This window comes from Methylorubrum rhodinum (genome assembly GCF_014199935.1).
GTDB lineage: Bacteria > Pseudomonadota > Alphaproteobacteria > Rhizobiales > Beijerinckiaceae > Methylobacterium > Methylobacterium rhodinum.
On sequence record NZ_JACHOP010000034.1, the window covers coordinates 1 to 23,502 of the forward strand.

At 67.8% G+C, this 23,502-nt stretch carries 21 protein-coding genes, 1 tRNA gene and 3 pseudogenes; 8 read left to right on the forward strand and 17 right to left on the reverse strand.

Going from position 1 to position 23,502, the window contains the following annotated elements:
• The first annotated feature begins 1,233 nt into the window (after positions 1-1,233).
• Positions 1,234-2,025 carry a 2-keto-4-pentenoate hydratase gene (locus HNR00_RS23655; RefSeq protein WP_183573712.1) on the forward strand — a complete coding sequence of 264 codons (792 nt, stop codon included), beginning with the start codon at positions 1,234-1,236 and terminating at the stop codon, positions 2,023-2,025.
• Between the two features lie 73 nt (positions 2,026-2,098).
• On the opposite strand, the gene HNR00_RS23660 is transcribed toward HNR00_RS23655, so the two are convergent.
• From HNR00_RS23660 to HNR00_RS23705, 10 genes and pseudogenes are all read right to left on the reverse strand, one after another.
• Entirely contained in the window at positions 2,099-2,578 is a 480-nt protein-coding gene (locus tag HNR00_RS23660) for a PTS sugar transporter subunit IIA (RefSeq protein WP_246391049.1), read from the reverse strand.
• A gap of 13 nt (positions 2,579-2,591) precedes the next feature.
• Positions 2,592-3,338, reverse strand: coding sequence for a response regulator (locus HNR00_RS23665; RefSeq protein ID WP_183573714.1), 747 nt, complete (start codon positions 3,336-3,338; stop codon positions 2,592-2,594).
• Positions 3,335-6,049, reverse strand: a complete 2,715-nt coding sequence (locus tag HNR00_RS23670) for an ATP-binding protein (RefSeq protein WP_183573716.1) — start codon at positions 6,047-6,049, stop codon at positions 3,335-3,337. The genes HNR00_RS23665 and HNR00_RS23670 overlap by 4 nt, the downstream gene beginning before the upstream one ends.
• A 10-nt stretch (positions 6,050-6,059) precedes the next feature.
• Positions 6,060-6,665, reverse strand: a complete 606-nt coding sequence (locus HNR00_RS23675) for a K(+)-transporting ATPase subunit C (RefSeq protein WP_183573718.1) — start codon at positions 6,663-6,665, stop codon at positions 6,060-6,062.
• Positions 6,666-6,701: 36 nt separating this feature from the next.
• A complete protein-coding gene (gene kdpB / locus HNR00_RS23680; RefSeq protein WP_183573720.1) occupies positions 6,702-8,792 on the reverse strand; it encodes a potassium-transporting ATPase subunit KdpB in 2,091 nt (696 codons plus the stop codon).
• 63 nt (positions 8,793-8,855) lie between these two features.
• Positions 8,856-9,032: a hypothetical protein gene (locus HNR00_RS23685; RefSeq protein ID WP_183573722.1), complete on the reverse strand. Its 177-nt coding sequence runs from the start codon at positions 9,030-9,032 to the stop codon at positions 8,856-8,858.
• 1 nt (position 9,033) lies between these two features.
• Positions 9,034-10,749, reverse strand: coding sequence for a potassium-transporting ATPase subunit KdpA (gene kdpA, locus HNR00_RS23690; RefSeq protein WP_183573724.1), 1,716 nt, complete (start codon positions 10,747-10,749; stop codon positions 9,034-9,036).
• A 22-nt stretch (positions 10,750-10,771) separates the two neighbouring features.
• On the reverse strand, positions 10,772-10,861 hold the full coding sequence (locus tag HNR00_RS23695) for a K(+)-transporting ATPase subunit F (RefSeq protein ID WP_183573726.1): 90 nt from the start codon (positions 10,859-10,861) through the stop codon (positions 10,772-10,774).
• Between the two features lie 423 nt (positions 10,862-11,284).
• Positions 11,285-11,512, reverse strand: a complete 228-nt coding sequence (locus tag HNR00_RS26115; protein ID WP_183573775.1) for an integrase core domain-containing protein — start codon at positions 11,510-11,512, stop codon at positions 11,285-11,287.
• Positions 11,442-11,803, reverse strand: a pseudogene (locus tag HNR00_RS23705) (IS3 family transposase); the annotation flags it as partial. The pseudogene HNR00_RS23705 and the gene HNR00_RS26115, both read right to left, overlap by 71 nt.
• 138 nt (positions 11,804-11,941) lie before the next feature.
• Here HNR00_RS23705 and HNR00_RS23710 point away from each other — a divergent pair.
• The gene (locus tag HNR00_RS23710) at positions 11,942-12,967 is read left to right on the forward strand and encodes an AraC family transcriptional regulator (RefSeq protein ID WP_183573728.1); all 1,026 of its coding nucleotides are present in this window, start codon (positions 11,942-11,944) and stop codon (positions 12,965-12,967) included.
• 204 nt (positions 12,968-13,171) lie between these two features.
• Positions 13,172-15,469 carry a Hint domain-containing protein gene (locus tag HNR00_RS25695; protein ID WP_246391051.1) on the forward strand — a complete coding sequence of 766 codons (2,298 nt, stop codon included), beginning with the start codon at positions 13,172-13,174 and terminating at the stop codon, positions 15,467-15,469.
• A 35-nt stretch (positions 15,470-15,504) separates the two neighbouring features.
• Here HNR00_RS25695 and HNR00_RS23720 read toward each other — a convergent pair whose 3' ends face one another.
• Positions 15,505-15,816, reverse strand: coding sequence for a hypothetical protein (locus HNR00_RS23720; protein ID WP_183573730.1), 312 nt, complete (start codon positions 15,814-15,816; stop codon positions 15,505-15,507).
• Between HNR00_RS23720 and HNR00_RS23725 the strand changes: the two genes are divergently transcribed.
• The 5 genes from HNR00_RS23725 to HNR00_RS23745 all read left to right on the forward strand — a co-directional run bounded on the left by HNR00_RS23725 (position 15,806) and on the right by HNR00_RS23745 (position 19,913).
• On the forward strand, positions 15,806-16,198 hold the full coding sequence (locus tag HNR00_RS23725) for an integrase core domain-containing protein (RefSeq protein ID WP_183573732.1): 393 nt from the start codon (positions 15,806-15,808) through the stop codon (positions 16,196-16,198). The two genes, HNR00_RS23720 and HNR00_RS23725, sit on opposite strands and share 11 nt — an antisense overlap.
• Before the next feature lie 152 nt (positions 16,199-16,350).
• A complete protein-coding gene (locus tag HNR00_RS23730) occupies positions 16,351-17,223 on the forward strand; it encodes an EamA family transporter (RefSeq protein WP_183573734.1) in 873 nt (290 codons plus the stop codon).
• Between the two features lie 163 nt (positions 17,224-17,386).
• Entirely contained in the window at positions 17,387-17,674 is a 288-nt protein-coding gene (locus tag HNR00_RS23735) for a hypothetical protein (protein WP_183573736.1), read from the forward strand.
• A 103-nt stretch (positions 17,675-17,777) separates the two neighbouring features.
• Complete coding sequence (gene eat / locus HNR00_RS23740) at positions 17,778-19,154, forward strand: ethanolamine permease (protein WP_183573738.1); 1,377 nt, start codon at positions 17,778-17,780, stop codon at positions 19,152-19,154.
• A gap of 9 nt (positions 19,155-19,163) precedes the next feature.
• Complete coding sequence (locus HNR00_RS23745) at positions 19,164-19,913, forward strand: glutamine amidotransferase-related protein (RefSeq protein ID WP_183573740.1); 750 nt, start codon at positions 19,164-19,166, stop codon at positions 19,911-19,913.
• On the opposite strand, the pseudogene HNR00_RS23750 reads toward HNR00_RS23745, so the two are convergent.
• From HNR00_RS23750 to HNR00_RS23775, 6 genes and pseudogenes are all read right to left on the reverse strand, one after another.
• Positions 19,903-20,631: pseudogene (locus tag HNR00_RS23750) on the reverse strand (DDE-type integrase/transposase/recombinase); the annotation flags it as partial. The gene HNR00_RS23745 and the pseudogene HNR00_RS23750 sit on opposite strands and share 11 nt — an antisense overlap.
• A gap of 3 nt (positions 20,632-20,634) precedes the next feature.
• A pseudogene (locus HNR00_RS23755) lies at positions 20,635-21,165 on the reverse strand (IS5 family transposase); the annotation flags it as partial.
• A gap of 492 nt (positions 21,166-21,657) precedes the next feature.
• Positions 21,658-21,742, reverse strand: a tRNA-Leu gene (locus HNR00_RS23760).
• Between the two features lie 310 nt (positions 21,743-22,052).
• Complete coding sequence (locus tag HNR00_RS23765; RefSeq protein ID WP_183573742.1) at positions 22,053-22,310, reverse strand: hypothetical protein; 258 nt, start codon at positions 22,308-22,310, stop codon at positions 22,053-22,055.
• Between the two features lie 310 nt (positions 22,311-22,620).
• Positions 22,621-22,926 carry a hypothetical protein gene (locus HNR00_RS23770; protein ID WP_183573744.1) on the reverse strand — a complete coding sequence of 102 codons (306 nt, stop codon included), beginning with the start codon at positions 22,924-22,926 and terminating at the stop codon, positions 22,621-22,623.
• A gap of 113 nt (positions 22,927-23,039) precedes the next feature.
• Positions 23,040-23,486 (reverse strand): hypothetical protein, encoded by a 447-nt coding sequence (locus HNR00_RS23775; RefSeq protein WP_183573746.1) that lies wholly within the window; start codon positions 23,484-23,486, stop codon positions 23,040-23,042.
• Positions 23,487-23,502 lie beyond the last annotated feature (16 nt).

The window sequence follows — 23,502 nt, forward strand, 5'->3', positions numbered from 1 at the left end:
GCTCACCCGACCGGCTCCGCCGGCCAAGCTACCCGTGGAGCAAAGGCCGACCCTGCACTAACTTCGAACTTGGACCACCTCGTGGGGGCAGATCATGCTCACTGCTCACCCCATACAGACCTGCAGCAGTCCCTTATAAAACGGGATCTAAAACCGCCAGACAAGAGCTAGCATATACAGCCACGTTGCCTCGTCAAAGTACGTGAATTGAGACGATATAAGTGGATTGCTTGTGGCATAGCTGCGTAGGACCGCAAACAGCGCAGCACTGGCGCAGAGAAAAGATATCGTTTCCACAATCGGGACGCCAATCAGCCGAAGCATGGCAGAGCCGATCAGGATCATTGCCGTTGTTCGGATGAACCGAACGATGACTGCCCGTGAGTTATCGCGATCCGAAGGCATAAGGCCTTTGACGTATGGCAGCTAATGGCCTTTTTGTTCCATCAAGGGGCAGAACATAATTAATTGGCCGCAAGGATTCCATGTGAATGGATGGACTAGAGTATTAGTATATCATCAGGATTCAGCCAGCGGCCCCTTTGTCGCCAGACTGCGCTGCGATGGCGATTCGTGTCAGGGAGAATGTATGCGTAATTCGGTCGATATTAATGAGATATTTATGGCAACTTGGCGGAGCAGGGCCTAGATTTAATTCGTCAACTCGCTGCGCGGGAGCGCGTCATGTCCGTCTTTCAGAAGCATTGCGATATTTGTCGGCAGGATCGTAACTATCTGTATATGACGTTGGGCCTGGCCTTTTGGGGGGCCCTGATCGTAGCTACGCTCGTGATCTCTATGATTTCGGCTTTGTTGTCGTAGCATTAACAAGGGGGCGACACTTCAAGCATATTGCACTGACCCCGGCTTCTCAAGCTTATTTAAATTTGATAATTATATCATTAACACGTAATTTTTGAAGTTACCGGTCCATACTATAGCTAATTATCCTTAGGCGACTCCATAAAACTTATCAAGTACCGCCTGATAGTCGCATTTTTATAATTGATCGTTGAGTTTGCGCGAATTTAGGTTGGCTAAATTCATGGCGCGAGGTCGTAATTGGGCAAGTAGGTAGCGAACTGCTACTGACAGTCCTTCGAAACTCCTCATAGGATCAAGCGTCCGGGCCTTGGCCCTGCCAGATTACTGATATCAAGACCCCGCTTCCCCTCTCGAACCCTTATGCGGAAGGGTGCAGGCTCCGGCGATATCCGCGTCACGGGGCCTCCCATGCTCACCTACCGCTCGCCAGCCGTCGACACCGCCGCCTTGGGAGACCGCCTCGCCCGGGCGCGCCTCACGGGCGAGTTCGCGGACGTCGACCTCTCCGGCCTCGACGACCTCGACGTGGCGGAGGACGTGCGCGACGCGGCGCTAAGGAGGCTCGGTTGGACGCAGGTCGGCTACGCCCTGGTCGGCACGCATCCCGCCGTCGCGCGGACGCTGCGCCTCGACGTCCCGGTCGTCGCCCCGCTGATGCGCGAGACGATCCTTGAGGGTTCCTCGCCTCTGCGGCTGCCGCGCGGCGTGCTCGGCGCGAGCGTCGGCCTCGCCTTCGTGCTCGGGCGCTCGTTCCCGTTCTCGGACGAGGAGCCGCTCAGCGCCCGCAACGCTTCCGAGGCCTGCCTCGCCTGCCGGATCGACCTGCACGTGCTCGGCCGGCGCACCCTGTCGCCGCCTCTCCTCGACGAATGTTCCGCCACCGCCGACCTCGGGCTCGATGTCGCGCACGTGGCCGGCCCCTGGATCGAGGGCTGGGCCGCGACCGACCTCGCCGCGACCGAGGCAAGTCTTGCCATCAATGGCCACGCAGTCGCGCGCGGCCACGGAAGCGACGTCATGGGCGACCCGTTCGCTGCGGTGGCCTGGCTGGCGCGTCGGCTCGCCGAACGGGGCTCGGGCTTGAGCGCAGGTGACCTCGTTTCGGTCGGCGGCAGCACCGGCTTGGCGCAGGTTTTGCCGGGCCAGACACTATCGGCCCGGTTCGGCGACCTCGGCACCGCCTCGCTCGACCTGCGCTGAAAGCCCGGGCGCTCTTCGGCGCGGTCGGTGCCGGGCTGCCGGCGTACGGAGGTGCAGGGGCCATAAGGGGCCCTCATACGTTGCTGGGTGACCGGGCGCTGCCCGAAGCGTAGAGGCCTGTCGCATCTCGTGCTCCCCGCAGGGCCGCGGCGGTCTCCGGGTCCCGGAGCTTGCGCGCCACGCAGGCCAGCGCGTTCAGGTGATTGCCACCCTCCGTCGTCGGTAGGAGGAGGAGGAAGACGAGGTCCACCGGCCGCTCGTCGACCGCGTCGAAGTCGAGGGGCTCCCTCAGGCGGGCCAGCAAGCCGAACGGCTTCCTGACCGTCTCCAGCCGCGCGTGCGGAAGCGCCACGCCGTCGCCGACCCCGGTCGAACCGAGCCCTTCCCGGCGGACGAGGGCCCCGAGGATCGTGTCGGCGTCGAGGTCGAGCGACTGCGCGGCGCGACGGGCGAGATCTTCGAGGAGAGCGGTCTTACCGGAGGCGCGCAGGCCGTGGACCACGTCCGACGGCGCGAGGATGTCGTCGATGGTCATCGCGTCGGCCGGCCGCATGCGAGGCTGGACTTCAAGGGCTCGTCTCCGTCGCCGCCGGCTTGGCGTCGGTCGCCGCGCGCAGCTTGAGGTTCGGTTCGTCGTCGGGGGCGCGCAGGCGATAGCCGACGCCGGTCTCGGTGAGAAGGATGCGCGGGCGCTCGGGGTCGGCCTCCAGCTTCTGCCGGAGCTGGCGCATGTAGACGCGCAGGTATTGCGGCTCGGAGGAGGCCGAGACCTCATGCATGAGCTGGGCGTGGGTCAGCACCTTGCCGGCATGCAGAACCAGGACCCGCAGGAAGTCGTACTCGCGCGGGGTCAGCTTCACCTCGGCGTCGTCGACCTTGACCACGCGGCGGACGAGGTCGACCGAGAGGCCGTCGACCCTGAAGACGGGCCGCTCGCCCCGGGCGGCCAGTTGGTGGCGCAGGGCCGCGCGCAGGCGCGCCAGGAGCTCCGCCATGCCGAACGGCTTGGTCACGTAGTCGTCGGCGCCGAGGTCGAGCGCCTCGACCTTGCCGCCCTCGTCGTCCCGGCTCGACAGCACCACGACCGGCAGGCCCGGATGGCTCACCCGGATCGCCCGCAGCAGGTCGTGCCCGCGCATGTCCGGCAGGCCGAGGTCGAGGATGACGAGATCCGGGCTTTCGCGAGCCAATATCTCCAAGGCGGTGGCGGCATTGGCCGCCTCCAAGATGGCGTAGCCCTGGGTGGACAGGCCCATGCGCAGAAGCTTGCGGATCGGCGGCTCGTCGTCGATGACGAGGATGGTCGGACTCATGCGGCGATTTCTCTTGGCTTTGTCCGTGCCGGGACCGGGAGCGTCACGGTGAAGGCGGCCCCCAGCCGGTCGCGACGGTTGCCGGCGGTGACGGTGCCACCCATCGCCTCGACGAACCCGCGGGAGATAGCGAGGCCGAGCCCGGTGCCGGCCCGGACGTGGTCGCTCTTGCGCACCCGGTAGAACTTGTCGAACACCCGCTCGACGTCGCCGTCGGGCAGGCCGAAGCCCTCGTCGAGCACCTCGATGCGGACCGTCCGGCCGTCGTGCCGAGCGCGGACCGTCACGGTCGAGCCCTCGGGCGCGTACTTGGCGGCGTTGTCGAGCAGGTTGACCAGCACCTGCTCGAACAGGACCGGGTCGAGGTCCAGCGTCGGCAGGTCGGGATCGATCTCGACCGCGACCCGGTGGTCGGCCAAAATCTTCTGGGTCCGTCGCAGGGCGGTGTCCACGGTCTCGGCAACGTCCTGGGGGGCGAGGTTCGGGGTCACGGCGCCGGCCTCCAACCGCGTCATGTCGAGAAGGTTGACGATGAAACGGTTCAACCGCTCAGATTCTTCGATGATGGTCGCCAGGAGCTCGGCCTTGGACTCGGCCGGAAGCGCTGCGTCGAGGTCCCGGAGCGTGCTGGCCGAGCCGAGCACGGAGGCCAGCGGCGTCCGCAGGTCGTGGCTGATCGAGGTGAGGAGCGCCCGGGCCAGCCGGTCGGTCTCGGCGGCGCGCTCCGCCCGGTCGAGATCCTCCACGAGGCGCACCCGCTCGATGGCGAGCGCGCCCATGTCGGCCAGCGCGTCGAGGAGGCGGCGACCCTCCGGCGTCAGCATCGGGCCGGTCCCGTCCGCGTCGAGGCCGATCACCCCGATGGTGCCACGGCCCGTGCGCATCGGCAGGAACAGGCGCTTGGCGCCGGGCAGCGTGTCGGCGCCGCGCCCGGCCGGGCGCTCGTTGTCGAAGGCCCATTGCGCGGCAGCGAGGTCGGCCTCGTCGAGCATGTCCTCGGGCGGGTAGCCGGCCCGGACGGTGACGACCTTGCCGTCCGGCAGTAGCAGCACGACCCGCACCTTCAGCATGGCGGCGACCTGGGCCGAGGTCGCCCACAGCACGTCGTCGAGGGAGGCGCAGGCCGCGAGCTTGCGCGAGAAGCCGAACAGACGCTCCGAGGACTTGGCGCGCGCCTGGCTGACCACCGCGGTCAGGCGGGCGCGGGCGGCGAGGTTGGAGACCACGACCGCCACCACCGAGAACAGCACGAAGGCCGCGACGTTGGTCGGATCGGCGATGGTCAGGGTGTAGACCGGCGGAAGGAAGAAGAAGTTGTAGGCGAGCGAGGCGGCCACGACGGCCAGCAGCGAGGGCCCGAGACCGAAGCGCACGGCCACGCCGACGATGGCGGTCAGCAGGAACAGGTCGGCATTCTCGACCCCGGCATGGGGCTGGAGCAGCAGGGCGAGCGCGAGCCCCAGCCCCGTCGCGCCGAGGGCGAGGAGGTAGGAGCGGAGATCGGCGGATGGGGTCGCGGCCGTGGCGACCGCCCGCGTCTGCGGGCCCGCGACCGGAACCGCCTCGCCGGGCACCACGTGCACGCTGATGTTGCCGCTGCGGCGCACGAGGTCATGCACGACGGAGCCGTTCACGAACTCGAACCATTTCGAGCGCGCCGCCTTGCCGACGACGATGTGGTTGACGTTGGCCGATTGCGCGTAGGCGAGGATGTCGTCGGCGATGCGCCGCCCGCCCGGCAGGGTCACGGCGTCGCCGCCGAGCCGGTCGGCCAGCCGCAGCGTCTCGGCGACGCGGTCGCGTTCCGCCTCGGTGAGCGAGGCGGCGCGCGGACCCTCGACCACCAGGGCGGTCCAGGGGGCGTGCAGTCGGTCGGCCAGCCGCTTGGCGTAGCGCACGAGCCCGGCCGAACGCGGGTCCTCGCTGACGCAGACCAGGACCCGTTCACCGGCCGCCCAGGGACCGGGAATCGCGTTGGCCCGCATGTGGCTGAGCAGCTCGTCGTCGACCCGGTCGGCGGTGCGCCGAAGCGCCAGCTCGCGCAGAGCGGTGAGATTGCCGCGGGAAAAATAGTGCTTGAGCGCCCGCTCGGCGTTCGTCGGCACGTAGACCTTGCCGGCCCTCAGGCGCTCGATCAGGTCGTCGGGATTGAGGTCGACCACCTCGATGTCGTCGGCCCGGTCGAGGACCCCGTCCGGCACGGTCTCGCGCACGCGGATGCGGGTGATGGAAGCCACCACGTCGTTGAGGCTCTCGACGTGCTGGATGTTGAGCGTGGTCAGGACGTCGATGCCGGCGTCCAGCAACTCCTCGACGTCCTGATAGCGCTTCGGGTGGCGCGAGCCGGGCGCGTTGGTGTGGGCGAGCTCGTCCACGAGCGCGATCTGCGGCCGGCGGGCGAGCAGCGCGTCGAGGTCCATCTCCTCCAGCACGGTGCCGTGATAGGGCACGGCGCGGCGTGGGATCACCTCGAAGCCGTCGAGCAGGGCTTGCGTCTCGGCCCGGCCGTGGGTCTCGACCACGCCGACGACCACATCGGCGCCCGCCTTGAGCCGGGCGCGGCCGATCGTGAGCATCTCGTAGGTCTTGCCGACGCCGGGCGCGGCGCCGAGGAAGACCTTGAGCCGGCCGCGCGTCCGCTCCTCCCGGCGCGCCGCTTCGAGCAGCGCGTCGGGCGAGGGGCGGTTCGGATCGCGGCCGGTCTCGGGCATGATGGCTCTTTTAGCGCTTGGCGAGGTCGTCGAGCGCGAGGTTCAGCGCCAACACGTTGACGCGCGGCTCTCCGAGAATGCCGAGCGTACGGCCCCGGACCTGGGCGGCGACGAGTTCGTTCACCTGCTCCTGCGAGAGGTTACGCGCACGCGCCACCCGCGGCACCTGGAAGAAGGCCGCCTCGGGCGAGACGTCGGGGTCGAGCCCCGAGCCGCTGGTCGTCACGAGGTCGACCGGCACCGGCTCGCCCGGGTTCTCGGCGCGCAGCGCGTCGAGGTCGCCCTTCACCCGCTCGGCCAGCGCCGCGCTGGTGGGACCGAGGTTCGAACCCATCGAGTTTGCGGCGTTGTAGGGCGCCGGCACGGTCTTGCTCGCATCGGCCGGGTCGGCCGCGGTGGTGGCCGAGGGGCGGCCGTGGAAGTAGCCCTCGCCGGTGAAGCCCTGCCCGATCAGGCTGGAGCCGATAATCTTGCCGTCGCGCTCGATCAGGCTGCCGGCGGCCTTGGCCGGGAAGACCGTGCCGGCGATGCCGGTGACGGCGAGCGGATAGGCGAGGCCGGTGACCGCCGTCAGGGCGACGAGCAGGACGAGGGCGGGGCGAAGGTGGTTCAGCATGGCAGGTCTCATGACAGGATTTCCCGGGACCTTCGTTCAGGCGAGGTGGAGGGCGGTGACGGCCATGTCGATGACCTTGATCGCCACGAAGGGGACGAGGACGCCGCCGAGGCCGTAGACGAGGAGGTTGCGGCGCAGGAGCGAGGCGGCCCCGACCGGCCGGTAGGTCACGCCCTTCAGCGCGAGCGGGATCAGCGCGACGATGACCAGCGCGTTGAAGATGATGGCCGAGAGGATCGCGCTCTGGGGCGAGGACAGGCCCATGACGTTGAGCGCCTGAAGCTGCGGGTACAGAGTCAGGAACATCGCCGGGATGATGGCGAAATACTTTGCCACGTCGTTGGCGATGGAGAAGGTGGTCAGCGCGCCCCGCGTCATCAGCAACTGCTTGCCGATGCCGACGATCTCGATGAGCTTGGTCGGGTCGCTGTCGAGGTCGACCATGTTGCCGGCCTCGCGGGCCGCCACCGTGCCGGTGTTCATCGCCACGCCGACATCCGCCTGGGCCAGCGCCGGGGCGTCGTTGGTGCCGTCGCCGCACATCGCCACCAGCTTGCCCTCGGCCTGCTCGCGCCGGATCAGCGCCAGCTTGTCCTCCGGGGTCGCCTGGGCGAGGAAGTCGTCGACGCCGGCTTCGGCCGCGATGGCGGCGGCCGTCATCGGGTTGTCGCCGGTGATCATGACGGTGCGGATACCCATGCGGCGCAACTCGGCGAAGCGCTCGCGGATGCCGCCCTTCACGATGTCCTTCAGGTAGACCATGCCGAGCAGGCGACCGTCCTTGGCCACCGCGAGCGGGGTGCCGCCCGCCTTGGCGATGTCCTCGGCGATGGCTCGGATCTCGGTCACGATCCCTGTCTCGGCCTCTGGCCGGACGGCCAGGGCGAGGTTCGAGCCGCGGCTCGCCATCGGCTGTCCGGTCACGGAGGCGATGACGGCGTCCACGGCACCCTTGCGGATCGACGCGCCGTCGAGGTCGACGCCGGACATCCGCGACTGGGCGGTGAAGGGCACGAAGGTGGCGTTGAGCCCAGCCATGTCGCGGGCGCGGATGCCGTACTTCTCCTTGGCCAGCACGACGATGGAGCGGCCCTCGGGGGTCTCGTCGGCGAGCGAGGCGAGCTGCGCCGCGTCGGCGAGGTCCTGCTCGGAGACGCCGCGCACCGGCCGGAGCTCGGTCGCCTGACGGTTGCCCAGCGTGATGGTGCCGGTCTTGTCCAGCAGCAGCGTGTCGACGTCGCCCGCGGCCTCCACGGCCCGGCCGGACATCGCCAACACGTTGAAGCGCACGAGGCGGTCCATGCCGGCGATGCCGATGGCGGACAGGAGCGCGCCGATGGTGGTCGGGATCAGCGTCACGAACAGCGCCACCAGGACGATGACCGGAATGGACCCGCCGGCGTAGCTCGCGAAGCTCGGGATCGAGGCGACCGCGAACACGAAGACGATGGTGAGGCCCGCCAGCAGGATGTTCAGTGCGATCTCGTTCGGCGTCTTCTGACGGGATGCGCCCTCGACCAGCGAGATCATGCGGTCGACGAAGGTCGAGCCGGCGGCCGCGGTGATGCGGACCTTGATCTCGTCGGACAGCACCTGCGTGCCGCCGGTGACCGCCGAGCGGTCGCCGCCGGATTCGCGGATGACGGGGGCCGATTCGCCGGTGATGGCGGCCTCGTTGACGGAGGCGACGCCCTCGATGACCTCGCCGTCGGACGGGATCAGGTCGCCGGCCTCCACGAGGACGACGTCGCCGACCTTGAGCGAGGTGCCCGGCACCATCTCGAAATCGCGGCCCTGGCCGGTGAGGCGCTTGGCCTGCATCTCGGTGCGGGTGCGGCGCAAGGAATCGGCCTGGGCCTTGCCGCGGCCCTCGGCGAGCGCCTCGGCGAAGTTGGCGAAGATCAGGGTGAACCAGAGCCAGAGGACGATCTGGCCGGAGAAGAACAGGTCGCTACCCCCGGTGACGAGGTCGCGGAGGAACAGCACGGTGGTGAGCGCCGCCACCACCTCGACCACGAACATGACCGGGTTGCGGATCATGGCGCGGGGGTCGAGCTTCCTGAGCGAGCCGACGAGCGCGGGCCCGACCAGGGCGGCGCTGAACAGCGATGAGGTCTTGCGGGACATGGCAGGGGGTGTCCGAAGGGGATGAGGCGGCCCGGCACGCGACCGGGCCTTTCCGGTTCAGGGTCAGGCGGCGGCCAGCGCCGCGGCGGTCATCAGGGCGAAGCCGCCGAGCAGGACGACACCGAGCAGGGCCAGGACGAGGTCCGAAGTCCGTAAGGAGCGTGACGGGCCGCGGTGGTGGCGACGGCGGAGCACCGGGTGGTGGTGCGGCAGGCGCCGGGCGGGGAAGGCGCGGGACATCTCAGCCCCCCGTCCCGAAGGTCTGGCCGGCCGAGCCCGCGAGGTGTTCGACCACCGGGCCGAGCGCCAGCGACGGGAAGAAGGTCAGGCCGCCGACGATCAGGATGACGCCGACGAGCAGCCCGACGAACAGGCCGCCATGGGTCGGGAAGGTGCCGGCCGAGGCCGGCAGCGTCTTCTTGGCCGCGAGCGACCCGGCAATCGCCAGCGCCGGGACGATGACAAAGAACCGTCCGACCAGCATGCCGAGGGCGAGCAGGCAGTTGTAGAACGGCGTGTTGCCGGTGAGCCCGCCGAAGGCCGAGCCGTTGTTGGCCGCCGCCGAGGTGAAGGCGTAGAGGATCTCCGAGAAGCCGTGCGGACCTGCGTTCGCAGGTCCCGCGAGCCCGGCCGGCAGGACGGTGGCGAGCGCGGTGCCGCCGAGCATCATCAGCGGTAGGCAGAGGATGGCGAGCATCGCCATCTTGACCTCGCGCGCCTCGATCTTCTTGCCGAGATATTCCGGCGTGCGCCCGACCATGAGGCCGGCGACGAAGATCGCCACCACGACGAAGACCAGCATCCCGTAGAGGCCCGCGCCGACGCCGCCGACGATGATCTCGCCGAGCTGCATGTTGATGAGCGGGATCAGGCCGCCGAGCGCCGTGAACGAGTCGTGCATGGCGTTGACCGCGCCGCAGGAGGCCGCCGTCGTCACGACCGCGAAGAGCGCCGACGCTACGATGCCGAAGCGGACCTCCTTGCCCTCCATGTTGCCGCCGGTGAGCCCGAGGCCGTTCAGCACGGAGCTGCCCGCCGCCTCGCTGGCGTAGGTGACGGCGACGCCGGCCAGGAACAGCGTTCCCATGGCGGCGAGGATCGCCCAGCCCTGACGCTCGTCGCTGACCATGCGGCCGAACACATTGGTGAGCGCGGCGCCCAGCGCGAAGATCGAGACGATCTGCACGAAGTTCGAAAGGGCGGTGGGGTTCTCGAACGGGTGGGCGGCGTTGACGTTGAAGAAGCCGCCGCCGTTGGTGCCGAGCATCTTGATCGCGACCTGGCTCGCCACCGGGCCGACCGCGATGGTCTGCTTGGCGCCCTCCAGGGTCGTGGCGTCGACGTAGGCGCCAAGGGTCTGCGGCATGCCCTGCGAGACCAGGAACAGCGCGTAGACGAGGCAGATCGGCAGCAGGACGTAGAGGGTGCAGCGGGTCAGGTCGACCCAGAACGAGCCGACCGTCCTGGCCGAGGCGCGGGAGAAGCCGCGGATCAGGGCCACGGCGAGCGCGATGCCGGTGGCCGCCGAGAGAAAGTTCTGGTGCGTCAGCCCCAGCATCTGGCTCAGGTACGAGAGCGTGCTCTCGCCGCCGTAGTTCTGCCAGTTGGTGTTGGTGACGAAGCTCGCCGCGGTGTTGAAGGCGAGGTCCGGCGCCACCGCCGCCTGCCCCATCGGATTGAGCGGCAGCACGTCCTGCAGGCGCAGCACCGCGTAGAGCAGCACGAAGCCGAGCCCGTGGAAGGCGAGCATGGCGAGACCGTAGCCGAGCCAGGTCTGTTCGTGGCGCTCGTCGATGCCGGCGACGCGGTAGAGCCCGCGCTCGACGGGGACGAACACAGGCGAGAGCGGGGTTCGCTCCCCGTTGAAGACGCGCGTCATGTACCAGCCGAGCGGCTTCACGAGCGCGAGGACGACCGCGCAGAACAGCGCGATCTGAATCCAGCCATTGGCATTCATGGATGTGGTCCGGCAGGGCCGCTCAGAACCGCTCGGGGCGGACGAGGGCGAAGGTGAGGTAGACGAGGAGCCCGGCCGTCACGAAGGCGCCGAGGGCGAGGTCGAGGGTCATGGCGGTGCCTCAGAGGCGTTCGCAGAGCGTGGCGTAACCGGCGGCCAGGCCGAAGAAGGCAAGGGCTCCTGCGAGGAAGACGATGTCGAGCATGATGCGTCCCGGGTCCGTTCGGCCCCTCGGGCGCGGACACTCCGCGACCGAACCTGGGCCGACCCCGAATGTGGACGGGAACCGCGTTAGGGTTCGAGACGGAAAGGGAGGCGATCCTATAAGGAACTCATTAGGATCGGCCCGATTCCAGGGCTCGTCCGGGGCCTTTGGGGCCTGCCTTCGGACGCCAGGCGGCCTGCAACTCCTGGCAGGCGCCGGGGGCGTCGACGAGCATCGCCCTCGGACAGGCGGCGCGCCAGAGCGTGCGGTCCACCTGGATCACGCCGGTGTCCGCCTGGCCTGCCCCCATTTGGTAGCCCGGGTTCGAAGTTAGTGCACCGTCGGTCGCATGACGATGGCGGGGCGAGCGGACGGCGCCGATCCGCCTGGCTCTGCGGACCGGACGACGACCTCCGGCGCAGGCGGCAGGTGACCCAACGACGAGCGTGGCCGGGTGCTGTTGTAATGCGTCCGCCATCGCTCGATCACGGCGCTGGCCCAGAACACGGCAGGCGAAGCGTTCGGACACACCGTGTCGGGCAACGACACGGTCGACACAAGCCCGGCGGCGAGCCGGGCTCAGACGTTTCCCGAGGTGGCCTCCTTCAGGATCAGCTTCGCCAAGGTCAAGTTGGAGATCGCTCGATGACGGCGCTGGTTCTCGGTTTCCAGAGATTTCAGCCGCTCGGCCTGATCGGCTTTCAATCCGCTATACTTGGAACGCCAGCGAGAATACGCCACCTCGATAGATCGAATGGCTTCAGCCACCTCCCGTCCCTGCGAATTCAAAGCATCAGCCCGACGCAGCTTGGCGACGATCTCTTCGGCGGTATGTTTTTGCCGTCCCATGATGACATCCGCGACATGGCTCAAAGCCATACCTCGGGGATGACCAGGTTTCAGGGGGCAGGCCGAGCCGACGCTCGACAACGCCCCGAGCAGCGTTCATGCCCGCACGTGCCGGGACGGATCGGCCGGACACGCCTCATGCTCACGACGACCCGCCATTCGATCCAGCTCGCGGACGGGGATGCGCGCTATCGGCTCGCCGCGTGGCAGGACGTGATGAGCCCCTCCGGCGAGGTCCGGATGACCCCGGAGGAGGCCGAGCGCTTCACGACGAAGGCCCACTGGCGCCAGATCGGCTCCGTGCTGGTCGGACATGTCAGCGCCGGCGACTTCAGGCTCGTGCGCGACCGGGCGATGGCCGAGCGCATCGGCCTCGACCACGTCTTCATCAACGTGTTCCTGGCCGGACGGGGCGGCGGCGTCTGCGGACGGCGGCGCATGCGCTTCGAGCCCGGCGCAATGTCGATCACCAAGCTGTCGAGCCCGGCCGATTACCGGCTCGAAGGCATCACCCTCACGGCCCTCGTCGTGGCGCGCCGGGTGCTCGAAGCCGCGATCGGACCGGTCGCCCCTTTCGACGGGCGGGTCTACCCGGGGAGTTCCATCGAGGCGCGCCTTGTGGGGGCGCATATCGATGCGCTCCTGGCGCTGCCCGATCCCCTGCCGCGGGCCCAAGCGACGGTCGCGAGCCGCAGCACGCTCGCGCTGCTCGCCGGCTGCCTGCGCGGCGAGCCCGTACAGGATGAGGCTCAAGCGAGCGAGCCGCTGGATACCGATCTCGAACTCGCCAAGAGCATCCGGCGCTACATCCGGGACCGGCTGGCCGATCCGGATCTCGGACCGGACCTGATCTGCCGGGACTTTGCCGTGTCGCGCACCCGCCTCTACCGCCTGCTGCGCGAGAGCGGGAACGTCGCGAGCACGATCCGTCGGCTGCGGCTGGCCCGCGCCTACGGCGAGATCGCGGCCGGCCGATATGCGGGCGCCACCCCGGCGGTCATCGCGGCCCGGTCCGGGTTCCGGCAGGAGCGCAGCTTCCGCCGCGCCTTCATCGAGGAGTTCGCCGTCTCGCCCACCGCGCTGCAGGCGCAGGTCGGTGCCGGGTCCCTGCCGCCGCTGCCGGCATCCGGTCCGGTGATCGCGGAGTGGTTCTCCGAACTCTGACGGTGATCCGGTCGGCTCCGGCGGGCTGGTCTGAAAAAGGACGGTCCTCGGCCCGCGATCGTGCGTATCCGGCGCCGTGTGCGGACAATTCGTGCCAATCCGACTGGTTCTTGCAGCAGGTTGTCCGTGTCTGGCCTCGACGCGTTGACGGTCCTTCGTGCATTACACACGGCTGAGCTTCTTCCTCTCTCTCCGAGAAGCGCCATGGCCACCAAGAACGCCTCGACTACAGCCGACGGCACCACGCAGGCCAACGGCTTCAGTTCATCGTTACCCGCCCACACCATCATCTCGGGCGACGGCCGCTACGTCGTCTTCCAGAGCAACGCCACCAATCTCTTTGGCACCGACGCGAACGGCACAGCCCTCGATATCTTCCGCAAGGACCTGACCACCGGCGAAGTCATCCGCGTCAACGAGACCGCCACCGGCGTCCAGGCCAACGGCGGTAGCACCAACGCCACGATCGCGGCCGACGGCCGCTACGTCGTCTTCCAGAGCAACGCCACCAATCTCTTTGGCACCGACGCGAACGGCATATCCCTCGATATCTTCCGCAAGGACCTGACCACCGGCGAACTCGTCCGCGTCAACGACACCGCCGCCGGCGTCCAGGCCAACGGCGGTAGCACCAACGCCACGATCGCGGCCGACGGCCGCTACGTCGTCTTCCAGAGCAACGCCACCAACCTCGCCGCCACCGACGCGAACGGTACGACCGCCGACATCTTCCGCAAGGACCTGACCACCGGCGAACTCGTCCGCGTCAACGACACCGCCGCCGCGGTCCAGGCCAACAACAGCAGCACCTTCGCCGCGATTTCGGCCGACGGCCGCTACGTCACCTTCCAGAGCAACGCCACCAACCTCGCCGGCACCGACGCGAACGGTACGACCGCCGACATCTTCCGCAAGGACCTGACCACCGGCGAACTCGTCCGCGTCAACGACACCGCCGCCGGCGTCCAGGCCAACAGCGGTAGCACCAACGCCACGATCGCGGCCGACGGCCGCTACGTCGTCTTCCAGAGCAACGCCACCAACCTCGCCGGCACCGACGCGAACGGCACGATCGCCGACATCTTCCGCAAGGACCTGACCACCGGCGAAATCGTCCGCGTCAGCGATACCGCCGCCGGCGTCCAGGCCAACAGCAATAGCACCAACGCCACGATCTCGGATGACGGCCGCTACGTCACGTTCCAGAGCACCGCCACCAACCTCGTTGGCGGCGACGGCAACAATACGAGCGACGTCTTCGTCAAGGACATGGTGACCGGCGAACTCGTGCGCCTCAGCAACGCCGACGGCACGCCGAACGCCGCGAACGGTCCTAGTACGAGCCCCTCGATCTCGGGCGACGGCTCGCGCGTCTCCTTCCAGAGCAGCGCCAACAACCTCGTGGCCGGCGACGGCAACGTCCAGCAGGACGTGTTCGTGGCCGACAATCCCGTCTGCTTCGCTGAAGGAAGCGCGATCCGGGTCGTGCGCGACGGCGCCGTGCGGGACGTGGCCGTCGAAGCCCTGCGCGTGGGCGACCTCGCCGTCACGACTTCCGGCGCGCACCGCCCGATCCGCTGGATCGGTCACCGCCGCCTCGACTGCGCCCGCCATCCCGACCCGGCCAGGATCCGGCCGGTGCGGATCGCGGCGGGTGCCTTCGGTGAGGGGCGGCCTTCCCGCGATCTCCGCGTCTCGGCCGCCCACGCCATCGCCGTCGACATCCTCGGCGCGGTGCTGATCCCGGCCTGCCGCCTCATCAACGGCACGACGATCACGCAGGAGGCGGTGGAGAGCGTCACCTACTGGCACGTCGAACTCGACGAGCACGACATCCTGCTGGCGGAGAACCTCCCCGCCGAGAGCTATCTCGATTGCGGCAACCGCCGCTTCTTCGCCAACGCCGACGCGACCGATCTCGCCGCGACCCCGGACACCCGTCCGGAGGGCCCGCTGCCGTTCTGCCGCCCGTTCCACGAGGACGGCCCGCTGGTCGATCTGGTGCGCGCCCGGCTCCAGGAGCGGGCCGAGGCGCTCGGCTGGCACCGCGTCGAGGAGATTTTTGCGGGATTGCACCTCGTTGCCGACGGAAGCGTGCTCCACCCCGATGTGGAAGGCCTCACCGCCCGTTTCGTCCTACCGGCCGAGGCCCGCGACGTGCGCCTCGTTTGCGCCGTGAGCGTACCCGCTCACGTCGTGACGGGCTCGACCGACGCGCGTCGGCTGGGTGTGTCCCTGGCCGCGCTCACGATCGACGACGGGCTGACAGGGGCGCGCGCGGTGGCGTTGGACGATGCCCGCCTCGATGAGGGCTTTCACGCGTTCGATCGCGGTGCGCGCTGGAGCGACGGTTCGGCGGTTCTGCCCGCGTCCATGTGGGCGGGTTGCCAGGGAACGGTCTTCCTGCGCATCCGGCTGTCCGGACCGGCCTTGCCGCGCTGGGTCGGGGTGGCGGAGACGGCCTGTTCGATCGAGCGCGCCGGGCTTCGGAAACGCGCCTGAGAGTGAACACACGGCGATCCGTCCCTTGGAGAACGTCATGGCCCGCACCTGACCCGCATCGAGCGTGCACGAGATGCGCGCGACGACGGTGTCGGACCCAGGGCCCGTGCCTCGACGGCGACGTCGCGGGCGCTGTCGACGCCGTAGGTGTCGGCGCCGCCGCGACCGTCCGGGACGTTGTTGTCCGCGCTCTCGCGCAGCGTCTGCCCGAACTCCTTGCCCGTGGGGTTGAGGGCCTTCGTGCCGGTGGTCGTCGCGAACTGGATGGTCTCGACCTCCTGCCCGGCGGCGAGAGCCCAGGACAGGATCGCGACGACGACGTCGGTGCCGCCTCGCTTGATCGACAACGGCGCCGAATTCGTCGGCCGGTCGAAGCCGCAGGAGCCCCCTTTCGAGGCGCTGCTGCCCGATCCCGGCATCAAGCACCGCTCCACCCGCCCCTGTCGGCCGCAGACCGATGGGAAAATCGAGCGCTTCTGGCGTGGCCTGGGCGAGGACAGGATCGACGGGACCACCTTCGAGAATGCCGATCATGTCTCGCGCGTGCTTCTGCGATACATGAGCTCCCGCAACGAGATGCGACCGCATCAAGCCCTCGGCGGCATCGCCCCGAAGGCTCTCCTCGACACCCTGGTCGTCAACGGGCCACCCCGCCGCGATCCACGAATTGCCGAGCATCCACAGTTTGCGACGCGTTCCGAGAACGCGCTAAGAACCCCCGTCGACTGAGTGGCAACTAGGGTTCCGGGTGGCGGTCAGGGCCATCGCTGGTCCGAGCGTTGCGGACACCGTGGCCCATCCCACGGCTGCACCCGAGGGACAAAAGCCCAGAGGCGGAGACGTCGAGACCCGTTACGGCCCATTCCGGGCACGGAGGTCTCATGTCGTTCGCGCCGTTCGTCCTCGTGGTTTCGGCCGCCTTCATCCACGCCGTCTGGAACCCGCTCTCGAAGCGGGCGGCCGAGGCCGGCCCCAGCTTCGTGTTCGCCTACAATCTCGTCAGTTGCCTCGCCTACGCCCCCTGGGTGATCGGGCTTCTGCTGCACGATGGCATGCCGTGGACGTGGCTTGCCGTCACGGGCATCGTGCTCAGCGGGCTGATCCACCTCGCCTACAGCCTCTGCCTTCAGCGCGGCTATCAGGTCGCCGACCTCTCGGTGGTCTATCCGACGGCGCGGGGAACCGGGCCCCTGCTCTCCTGCCTCGGCGCCTTCCTGTTCCTCGGCGAGGCCGCAGCTATCCTGAAGATCCTGGGATTGCTCGCGGTCGTCCTCGGCATCGGCCTCATCGCGACGCGGGGCGATCGGGCGGCCTTCCGTCGTCCGGGCGGGCAGGCCGGACTCCGCTGGGGCGTCGCGACGGGGGCCCTCATCGCCCTCTACACGGTGGTGGACGCCTACGCGGTCAAGGAACTCGGGGTGCATCCCGTCATCCTCGATTGGTGCTCGAACCTCCTCCGCTTCCTCCTGCTCACGCCGTTCGTGCTGCGGAACCCCGCTCACGCCCGCGCCCGGATGGCGGGGCGCTGGCACTTGGCCGTCGCAGTCGGCCTGCTGTCGCCGCTCTCCTACATCTTCGTGCTGATGGCGCTGGAGCGGGGCGCGCCGCTCAGCGTCGTCGCACCGGCCCGCGAGATGTCGATGATGGTCGGCGCCCTGCTCGGCATGGTGGTGCTGCGCGAGGCCGTGGGGCGGTGGCGGCTCGTCGGATGCGGCGTACTGATGCTCGGCGTCGTGCTGCTCGGGCGAGCCTGACCGGCCGCTCGCCCTAAACCCCGGATGGGCTCCCGCAGCCCCTGCTCCGCGGGAGCGATCGCCGGCCGGGCTTGCATCGACGATCGCTTCGACGTCCCACGTTCGCACGGAACGCCCCCGCCCCGGCCCCGTTACCCTGGCCATCAACCCTGGAGGAACGGGCATGCGGATCATCGCGACGGCATCGGCCATGACGGTCGTGACCCTACTGAGCGTCGGGACGGCGGAGGCGAAGGGCTGCATCAAGGGGGCGATCATCGGCGGCGTCGCCGGGCATTACCTCGCCGAGCGGGGCGTGGTCGGCGCGGTCGCCGGGTGCCTGGCCGGACGCGCCCTCGCGAACCGACAGGCACGGCGCCAGCGCGAGATCGATTACGGGTCGCGCGTCCAGCCCCGCGGCGCGGGCTACGGCGCCCCGCAGGGCTATCGGCAGCGCAGCTACGGCTATTGATCGATCGCGGGGGCGTCGCTGCGGCGCCCCTTTTCCTTTGAGGCAACACTCTTGCTTCGTGCGCCCTGCCATGGCCCCCTGACGGGCCGATGCGGGGACCACGATGACGACGCCTTCGACCGCGCTCGACAAGAGCCTCAACGCCTTCCATCTCTGGGGCATCGCCGTCGGCCTCGTCATCTCCGGCGAGTATTTCGGCTGGAGCTACGGCTGGGCCCAAGCGGGCACGCTCGGGTTCCTCGTCACCACGGTCGCGGTCGCCGCGATGTACGTGGCCTTCATCTTCAGCTTCACCGAACTCACCACCGCGATCCCCCAGGCCGGCGGGCCCTTCGCCTACGCCTTGCGTGCCTTCGGGCCGACGGGGGCGGCGGTCGCCGGCTACGCCACGCTCATCGAGTTCGTGTTCGCCCCGCCGGCCATCGCGCTCGCCATCGGGGCCTATCTCAACGTCCAGTATCCGGGGCTCGACCCGAAGCACGCCGCGCTCGGCGCCTATCTCGTGTTCATGGGCCTCAACATCGTCGGCGTGCGGATCGCGGCGACGTTCGAACTCGTCGTCACCGTGCTGGCGGTGGCCGAACTCCTCGTGTTCATGGGCGTCGTCGCCCCGGCCTTCAGCGTGTCGAACTTCGTGGCCGGCGGCTGGGCCGGGCAGGACACGTTCAGCCCGGCCGCGCTCGGCGGCATCTTCGCCGCGATCCCCTTCGCGATCTGGTTCTTTCTCGCCATCGAGGGCGTCGCCATGGCGGCGGAGGAAGCCAAGGACCCCAAGCGTACGATTCCGATCGCCTACATCACCGGCGTGCTGACGCTGACCGCGCTCGCCTTCGGCGTGATGCTGTTCGCCGGCGCCACCGGCGACTGGAAGGCTCTGTCGGACCTCAACGATCCGCTGCCCCAGGCGATGAAGCGCGTCGTCGGCGAATCGAGCGGCTGGCTGCACATGCTGGTCTGGCTCGGCCTGTTCGGGCTCGTCGCCTCGTTCCACGGCATCATCATGGGCTATGCCCGCCAGATCTTCGCGCTGGCGCGGGCCGGCTTCCTGCCCGCCCTCTTCGCCCGGGTGCATCCGCGCTTCCGCACGCCCTATCTCGCGACGCTCGCGGGTGGCGTCGTCGGCATCGCCGCGATCTACAGCGACAGCCTGATCAGCGTCGCCGGGCAGTCGCTCACCGCCAGCATCGTCACCATGGCGGTGTTCGGCGCGCTGACCATGTACGTCGTCAGCATGCTCGCCCTGTTTCGGCTGCGCCGCAGCGAGCCGTCGCTGGCCCGGCCCTACCGGGCGCCGCTCTATCCCTACGCGCCGGCCTTCGCGCTCGTGATGGCGGGCATCTGTCTCGCGGCGCTCGTGGTCTACAACCCGCTGATCTTCGCGATCTTCGCCGCCGTGATGGTCGTCTCGGTCCTGCTGGCGCGCCTCCTGGGCAAGCCTGCGGCGGCAGGCCCGGTGTCGGCCCTCGATCCGGCGCTCTAAACCCGACCCATGCACATCGGCATCCTGGAAACCGGCCATCCGCCGGAGCGGCTCGGCGGGCGCTTTCCCTCCTACGGCGCGATGGTCGAGGCCCTGATCGGCGACGGCCATTCGTTCGAGTGCTTCGACGTGACCGCGGGGCGCTGGCCCGCGGCGCCCGATGCCTTCGAGGCCTATGTGATCACCGGCTCGCCGGCCTCGGTCTACGATCCGACCCCTTGGGTCGCCGACCTCCTCGCCTTCCTGCGCGACCTCGACCGCTCGACCAAGCTGGTCGGCCTGTGCTTCGGCCATCAGGCGCTGGCGCAGGCCTTCGGCGGCCGGGTGGAGCGTTCGGACAACGGCTGGGGCCTCGGTCTCCACGCCTATGAGGTGATCGAGCGCGCCCCCTTCATGGACGAGGGCGGAGCGATCGCGATCCCCGTGAGCCATCAGGATCAGGTCGTGGCCCTGCCCCCCGGCGCGCGGGTGCTGGCGGGCAGCGCCTTCACCCCCTACGGCGTCCTGGCCTACGCCGACCGCCCCGCCCTCTCGTTCCAGTGCCACCCCGAGTTCCGCCCGGACTACGCCCGCGCGCTGACCGACGGCCACCGCGCGGGCGCGCAGAACCCGGCCCTGGTGCGCGACGCGCTGGCCTCGCTGGAGGCGAGCGCCGACAACGACCGGGTGGCAGACTGGATCCGCCGCTTCCTGAACGATGAGGCCTGCGGCCGAAGACCGGTGCACCCGACCGTCGAAGCGCTCGACCCCTCATCCTGAGCCTGTCGAAGGAGCCATTGGTCTTGGGCGTAGAGGGGCGCGTCTTGCGATGCTGCACACCGTGCCGCTCGCAGGCTGCCTCGAAAGCGTCGGCTGTGAAGCAGGAGCCGCGGTCGGTGAGCCCGTGGGGGACCCGGAAGGGCAAGGCGTCGAGTGCGTCCGTGCAGAAGGCAACGGCCGAGGCCGTGGTCGCGTCATCCTTGACGGCGAGGTGCACATAGCGGGAGGCGCGGTCGAGGGCGACGGAGAGGGAGCGTTTGCGGGGGGAGCCGTCGCGGTCGCGGAGCTTGGGCAGGTGCTTCACGTCGACATGCACGAAGCCGACCTCGTCGTCCTTGAAGGTGCCGTGCGGCTTGCGGGTCTGCCCGGACGGCAGCAGCCGGTCGAGACCCTCCGCCTTGAGGATGCGATCGACGGCGTCCCGGTTCAGGTGCGGCAGGAAGTGGCTGACGACGAAGGTCAGCGCGTCGAGGGGGAAGCCGGTGGACCGGCGGAGCGCGCGCACGATGGCGCGCTCCTCATCGCTGGCGCGCCAGGGCAGCTTATGGGGTCGCGCCGAGCGATCCTGACAGGCATCAGGGCCGCGTTTGCGCCACTTGCGGATGGTCTTCGGTGGAAACGCCGTACGCTTGGCCGGCACGCCGGAGTTCTCGTTCGAGCGGGCGATCTCGGCGCGGACAGCCGGGGTGGTGCGGGCCTGGGGATGGATGGCGAGCATCAACTTGTCGGCGATGAGCACCTCGGCCTGCATGTCCGGCGGGAGACGGTCGGCCCCGACCAGATCATGGGCCTGACCGCCGCTGAGGCAGAGCCCGACCGGGTTGCCGAGCGCGTCGACCGGCGCGTGGATCCTGGTAGTCAGGCCGCCGCGGGTCCTTCGACAGGCTCAGGATGAGACGGCCGATGGCTTGGTCTGACCCAGCTTTTTTTGGGCGCCGGCACTATGCTGATGCGCACGCACGATGGTCGAGTCGATCATCGCATACTCGTTGTCGGCGTCTGCGCAGAGATGCCGGAACCCCCGCTCCCACACGCCCGACTGCGGCCAGCGACTGAAGCGGCGCTGCACCTTGACCCCGTCGCCGAAGCGCTCGGGCAGATCGCGCCAAGCAACACCTGCCCGATAGCGGTACACCACCGCCTCAACGAAAAGGCGGTTGTCCCTGGCCGTCACGCCGACCGAGCCGAGCCGGCCTGGAAGCAGATCCCGGATCCGATCCCATTGATCGTCACGAAGGACATAGCGGCGCATCGATCGGCTCCAAATCGCCGACCGCTTGAATCAACATCCCGCCCAAAGCGGAACCCTCGAAATGACGACAGGCCCTATATCGTTCTCGCGCCATTTCTGTATTGTTTCGGTGGTCGGCTCGTGCGGGTAGGCGTCACGGCGCTGGTAGTGGCCTATTGCCGGGCAAGCATCACGGCAATCCCTGTCCATACGCAGCACATTCTCGACCTGCCTTCCGTCAAGAATTTCATAGAGACGAAGTGGGTCGTCGATCAGTTCGGCTTGCTCAATCGCTGATTTGCTGAACAGAGGCGCGTATAGCAAGGCCGAGAACTTGTATCGACTCTACCAGCTCGTCTCGGTGATCAGCATTCTCGGATCTTCGACGACGTCATGGCTTCGGGCGAACGAATCGATGCTGTTGCACATGTGGTTTCGGATGCAGGCAAGATTCATTTCGTGCATCAAATACGCAAGCCGCAGATATAGTCTTATCGATGACTACGAGATTGTTGGTGCGGGCGGTCGGGGTCGAACCGACACTCCTTGCGGAACCGGATTTTGAGTCCGGCGCGTCTGCCAATTCCGCCACGCCCGCGCCGGCTTCGCTATACAGCGAACGATCAGCGCGCGCAACCATCAAGCTTTGACAGCGGGTATTTTTCGGCGAGAAGCCGCGACATTTTTCAGAATTCTGCCTTTGAGTTTCGACTTTCGAATATTAATCGCAGCATTATCGATGTTGTTTTTCAAGCGCCGGCCATGAAACTTCTCGATCATCTCGCCGCTAGTTCAGCAATTCACTGCTATTTGATAAATATTAGCCCCTTTCAGCAATCACATGCATATATATGTGTGTCACAGGCAGTAACAAGTGTGTATATGGCTATCGCGGTCGAATTGAGATTTCATTCTTCCGGAATTGTGTTAATCAAATCACGAGTTGTATTGCCAAATAGATAATCGGTCGGTTTGAGCTGCTTGCACTTGTGAACCCGTTCGTAGGGAAGCGCGGCACCGGGCATGCCTTTACAGTAGCCAACACCACAGTTGCCGCAACCCTCGATTTCCAGACTGCGCTGACCGCTGCCCTCGTCCTTGATGATCGTGACATCGCGATCTTGAAGCTGTGCTGATTCGTCGGGACGTAAGCCCGTATTGCCCATAAATAATACGTATTCATGGACCTGCTCGCAGACCTCACGCCAACGTTTCTTGGGTGGGCTTTCGCTCGTTCCCGCGTGGCTTCATAGAGCAGCTTGTATTCTTCGAGGGAGAACCACGCCTGATACTCGATTTTACTCGGAGTTTTGTACGATGCTGACATATCCGGCAGCGCTGAAATCCATACCTTGCAGTTGGCCGTTTTGATACCTGCCGCAGGGTGACATTTCTGCCGTGGATGGCCGCAGGTGCTGGTTTTTTTAGTTTGTTAATCTTATTATCTGTAATAGAAATCTGCAGGTCAATGAGATATTATTGTACGGGTCTAGAAGCGACTTCGCACAAAGGCTTATCGCCGAAGAATGGCAGGAGGTGTACACGTATGCGCGCGGATTTTTGCTCGACGTAATCGGCGTTGCGCTCGCCGAACGTGATGATTTCGTATTCGTGCAGCAAGGCTTCGGTGGCTTGCCGGAAGGTCGGGCCGGAGGGCGTTCGCCTGCGCTGCCTGTCAGACGGTGTGTCGGTTTCGACATTGGAAGGCTGGACAGGATTGTCCAGCATTTGGCCGCCGCGTCGGTCGTGTCCCTTGACATGGTGGAGCTCGCTGAGGGCCACCACGATCACCGGCCAGGGCCGGATCGATCAGGCTGCCAGGGTGGGCAAGCCGACGAGGGGATCATCGCCGATCGCAGCGATGCTTTCCAGGGTCATGTTCCGCAACCAAACAACTAGTGGAATGGCTTGGTCAGCCCGACTCGGATGCGCTCGTCGGCCGGAAGCGCGGTGCCGCCGTCCGCGCTCGCCGACGGGAAGGCATTCAACTGGTCCGGCGTGAAGTCGAGGACGGCGACGTGCTCGCCGAGGAGGGCGACGGCCTCGACCGGCACGGCGATCGGGCGGCTGCCGAGCCCGAGGAGCCCGCCGAACCGCACGACGACGTCGATGCGACCTTGCGGGTTTCGCACGATCGCGGCTACGCGGCCGAGCACGGGCTGGGCGGGCACCGGCTCCAGCACCCGCCGCCCGATGAGATCCCCGACCCGCACCGGCTGGGGAAACCGGCGGGCGGACTTCTCAGACAGGGTGAGCGTCCCGGGCGCGGCCGGCGTGTCGGCGGCGGCGCCCGCGGCGCAGAGAAGGCCGATCACCAGGATCGAGGCATAACGCAGCGGCATGCGGCCCTCCGTGACG

Excerpts from the sequence above, each read along its gene's own strand:
- HNR00_RS23775 (WP_183573746.1), bottom strand. The coding sequence starts at position 23,486 with ATGCCGCTGCGTTATGCCTCGATCCTGGTGATCGGCCTTCTCTGCGCC.
- HNR00_RS23660 (WP_246391049.1), bottom strand. The coding sequence starts at position 2,578 with ATGCGGCCGGCCGACGCGATGACCATCGACGACATCCTCGCGCCGTCG.
- HNR00_RS23735 (WP_183573736.1), top strand. The coding sequence starts at position 17,387 with ATGCGGATCATCGCGACGGCATCGGCCATGACGGTCGTGACCCTACTG.
- eat (WP_183573738.1), top strand. The coding sequence starts at position 17,778 with ATGACGACGCCTTCGACCGCGCTCGACAAGAGCCTCAACGCCTTCCAT.
- HNR00_RS25695 (WP_246391051.1), top strand. The coding sequence starts at position 13,172 with ATGGCCACCAAGAACGCCTCGACTACAGCCGACGGCACCACGCAGGCC.
- HNR00_RS23655 (WP_183573712.1), top strand. The coding sequence starts at position 1,234 with ATGCTCACCTACCGCTCGCCAGCCGTCGACACCGCCGCCTTGGGAGAC.
- HNR00_RS23745 (WP_183573740.1), top strand. The coding sequence starts at position 19,164 with ATGCACATCGGCATCCTGGAAACCGGCCATCCGCCGGAGCGGCTCGGC.
- kdpA (WP_183573724.1), bottom strand. The coding sequence starts at position 10,749 with ATGAATGCCAATGGCTGGATTCAGATCGCGCTGTTCTGCGCGGTCGTC.
- HNR00_RS23730 (WP_183573734.1), top strand. The coding sequence starts at position 16,351 with ATGTCGTTCGCGCCGTTCGTCCTCGTGGTTTCGGCCGCCTTCATCCAC.
- HNR00_RS23675 (WP_183573718.1), bottom strand. The coding sequence starts at position 6,665 with ATGCTGAACCACCTTCGCCCCGCCCTCGTCCTGCTCGTCGCCCTGACG.
- kdpB (WP_183573720.1), bottom strand. The coding sequence starts at position 8,792 with ATGTCCCGCAAGACCTCATCGCTGTTCAGCGCCGCCCTGGTCGGGCCC.
- HNR00_RS23685 (WP_183573722.1), bottom strand. The coding sequence starts at position 9,032 with ATGTCCCGCGCCTTCCCCGCCCGGCGCCTGCCGCACCACCACCCGGTG.
- HNR00_RS23665 (WP_183573714.1), bottom strand. The coding sequence starts at position 3,338 with ATGAGTCCGACCATCCTCGTCATCGACGACGAGCCGCCGATCCGCAAG.
- HNR00_RS23765 (WP_183573742.1), bottom strand. The coding sequence starts at position 22,310 with ATGGGCAATACGGGCTTACGTCCCGACGAATCAGCACAGCTTCAAGAT.
- HNR00_RS23695 (WP_183573726.1), bottom strand. The coding sequence starts at position 10,861 with ATGACCCTCGACCTCGCCCTCGGCGCCTTCGTGACGGCCGGGCTCCTC.
- HNR00_RS23710 (WP_183573728.1), top strand. The coding sequence starts at position 11,942 with ATGCTCACGACGACCCGCCATTCGATCCAGCTCGCGGACGGGGATGCG.
- HNR00_RS23670 (WP_183573716.1), bottom strand. The coding sequence starts at position 6,049 with ATGCCCGAGACCGGCCGCGATCCGAACCGCCCCTCGCCCGACGCGCTG.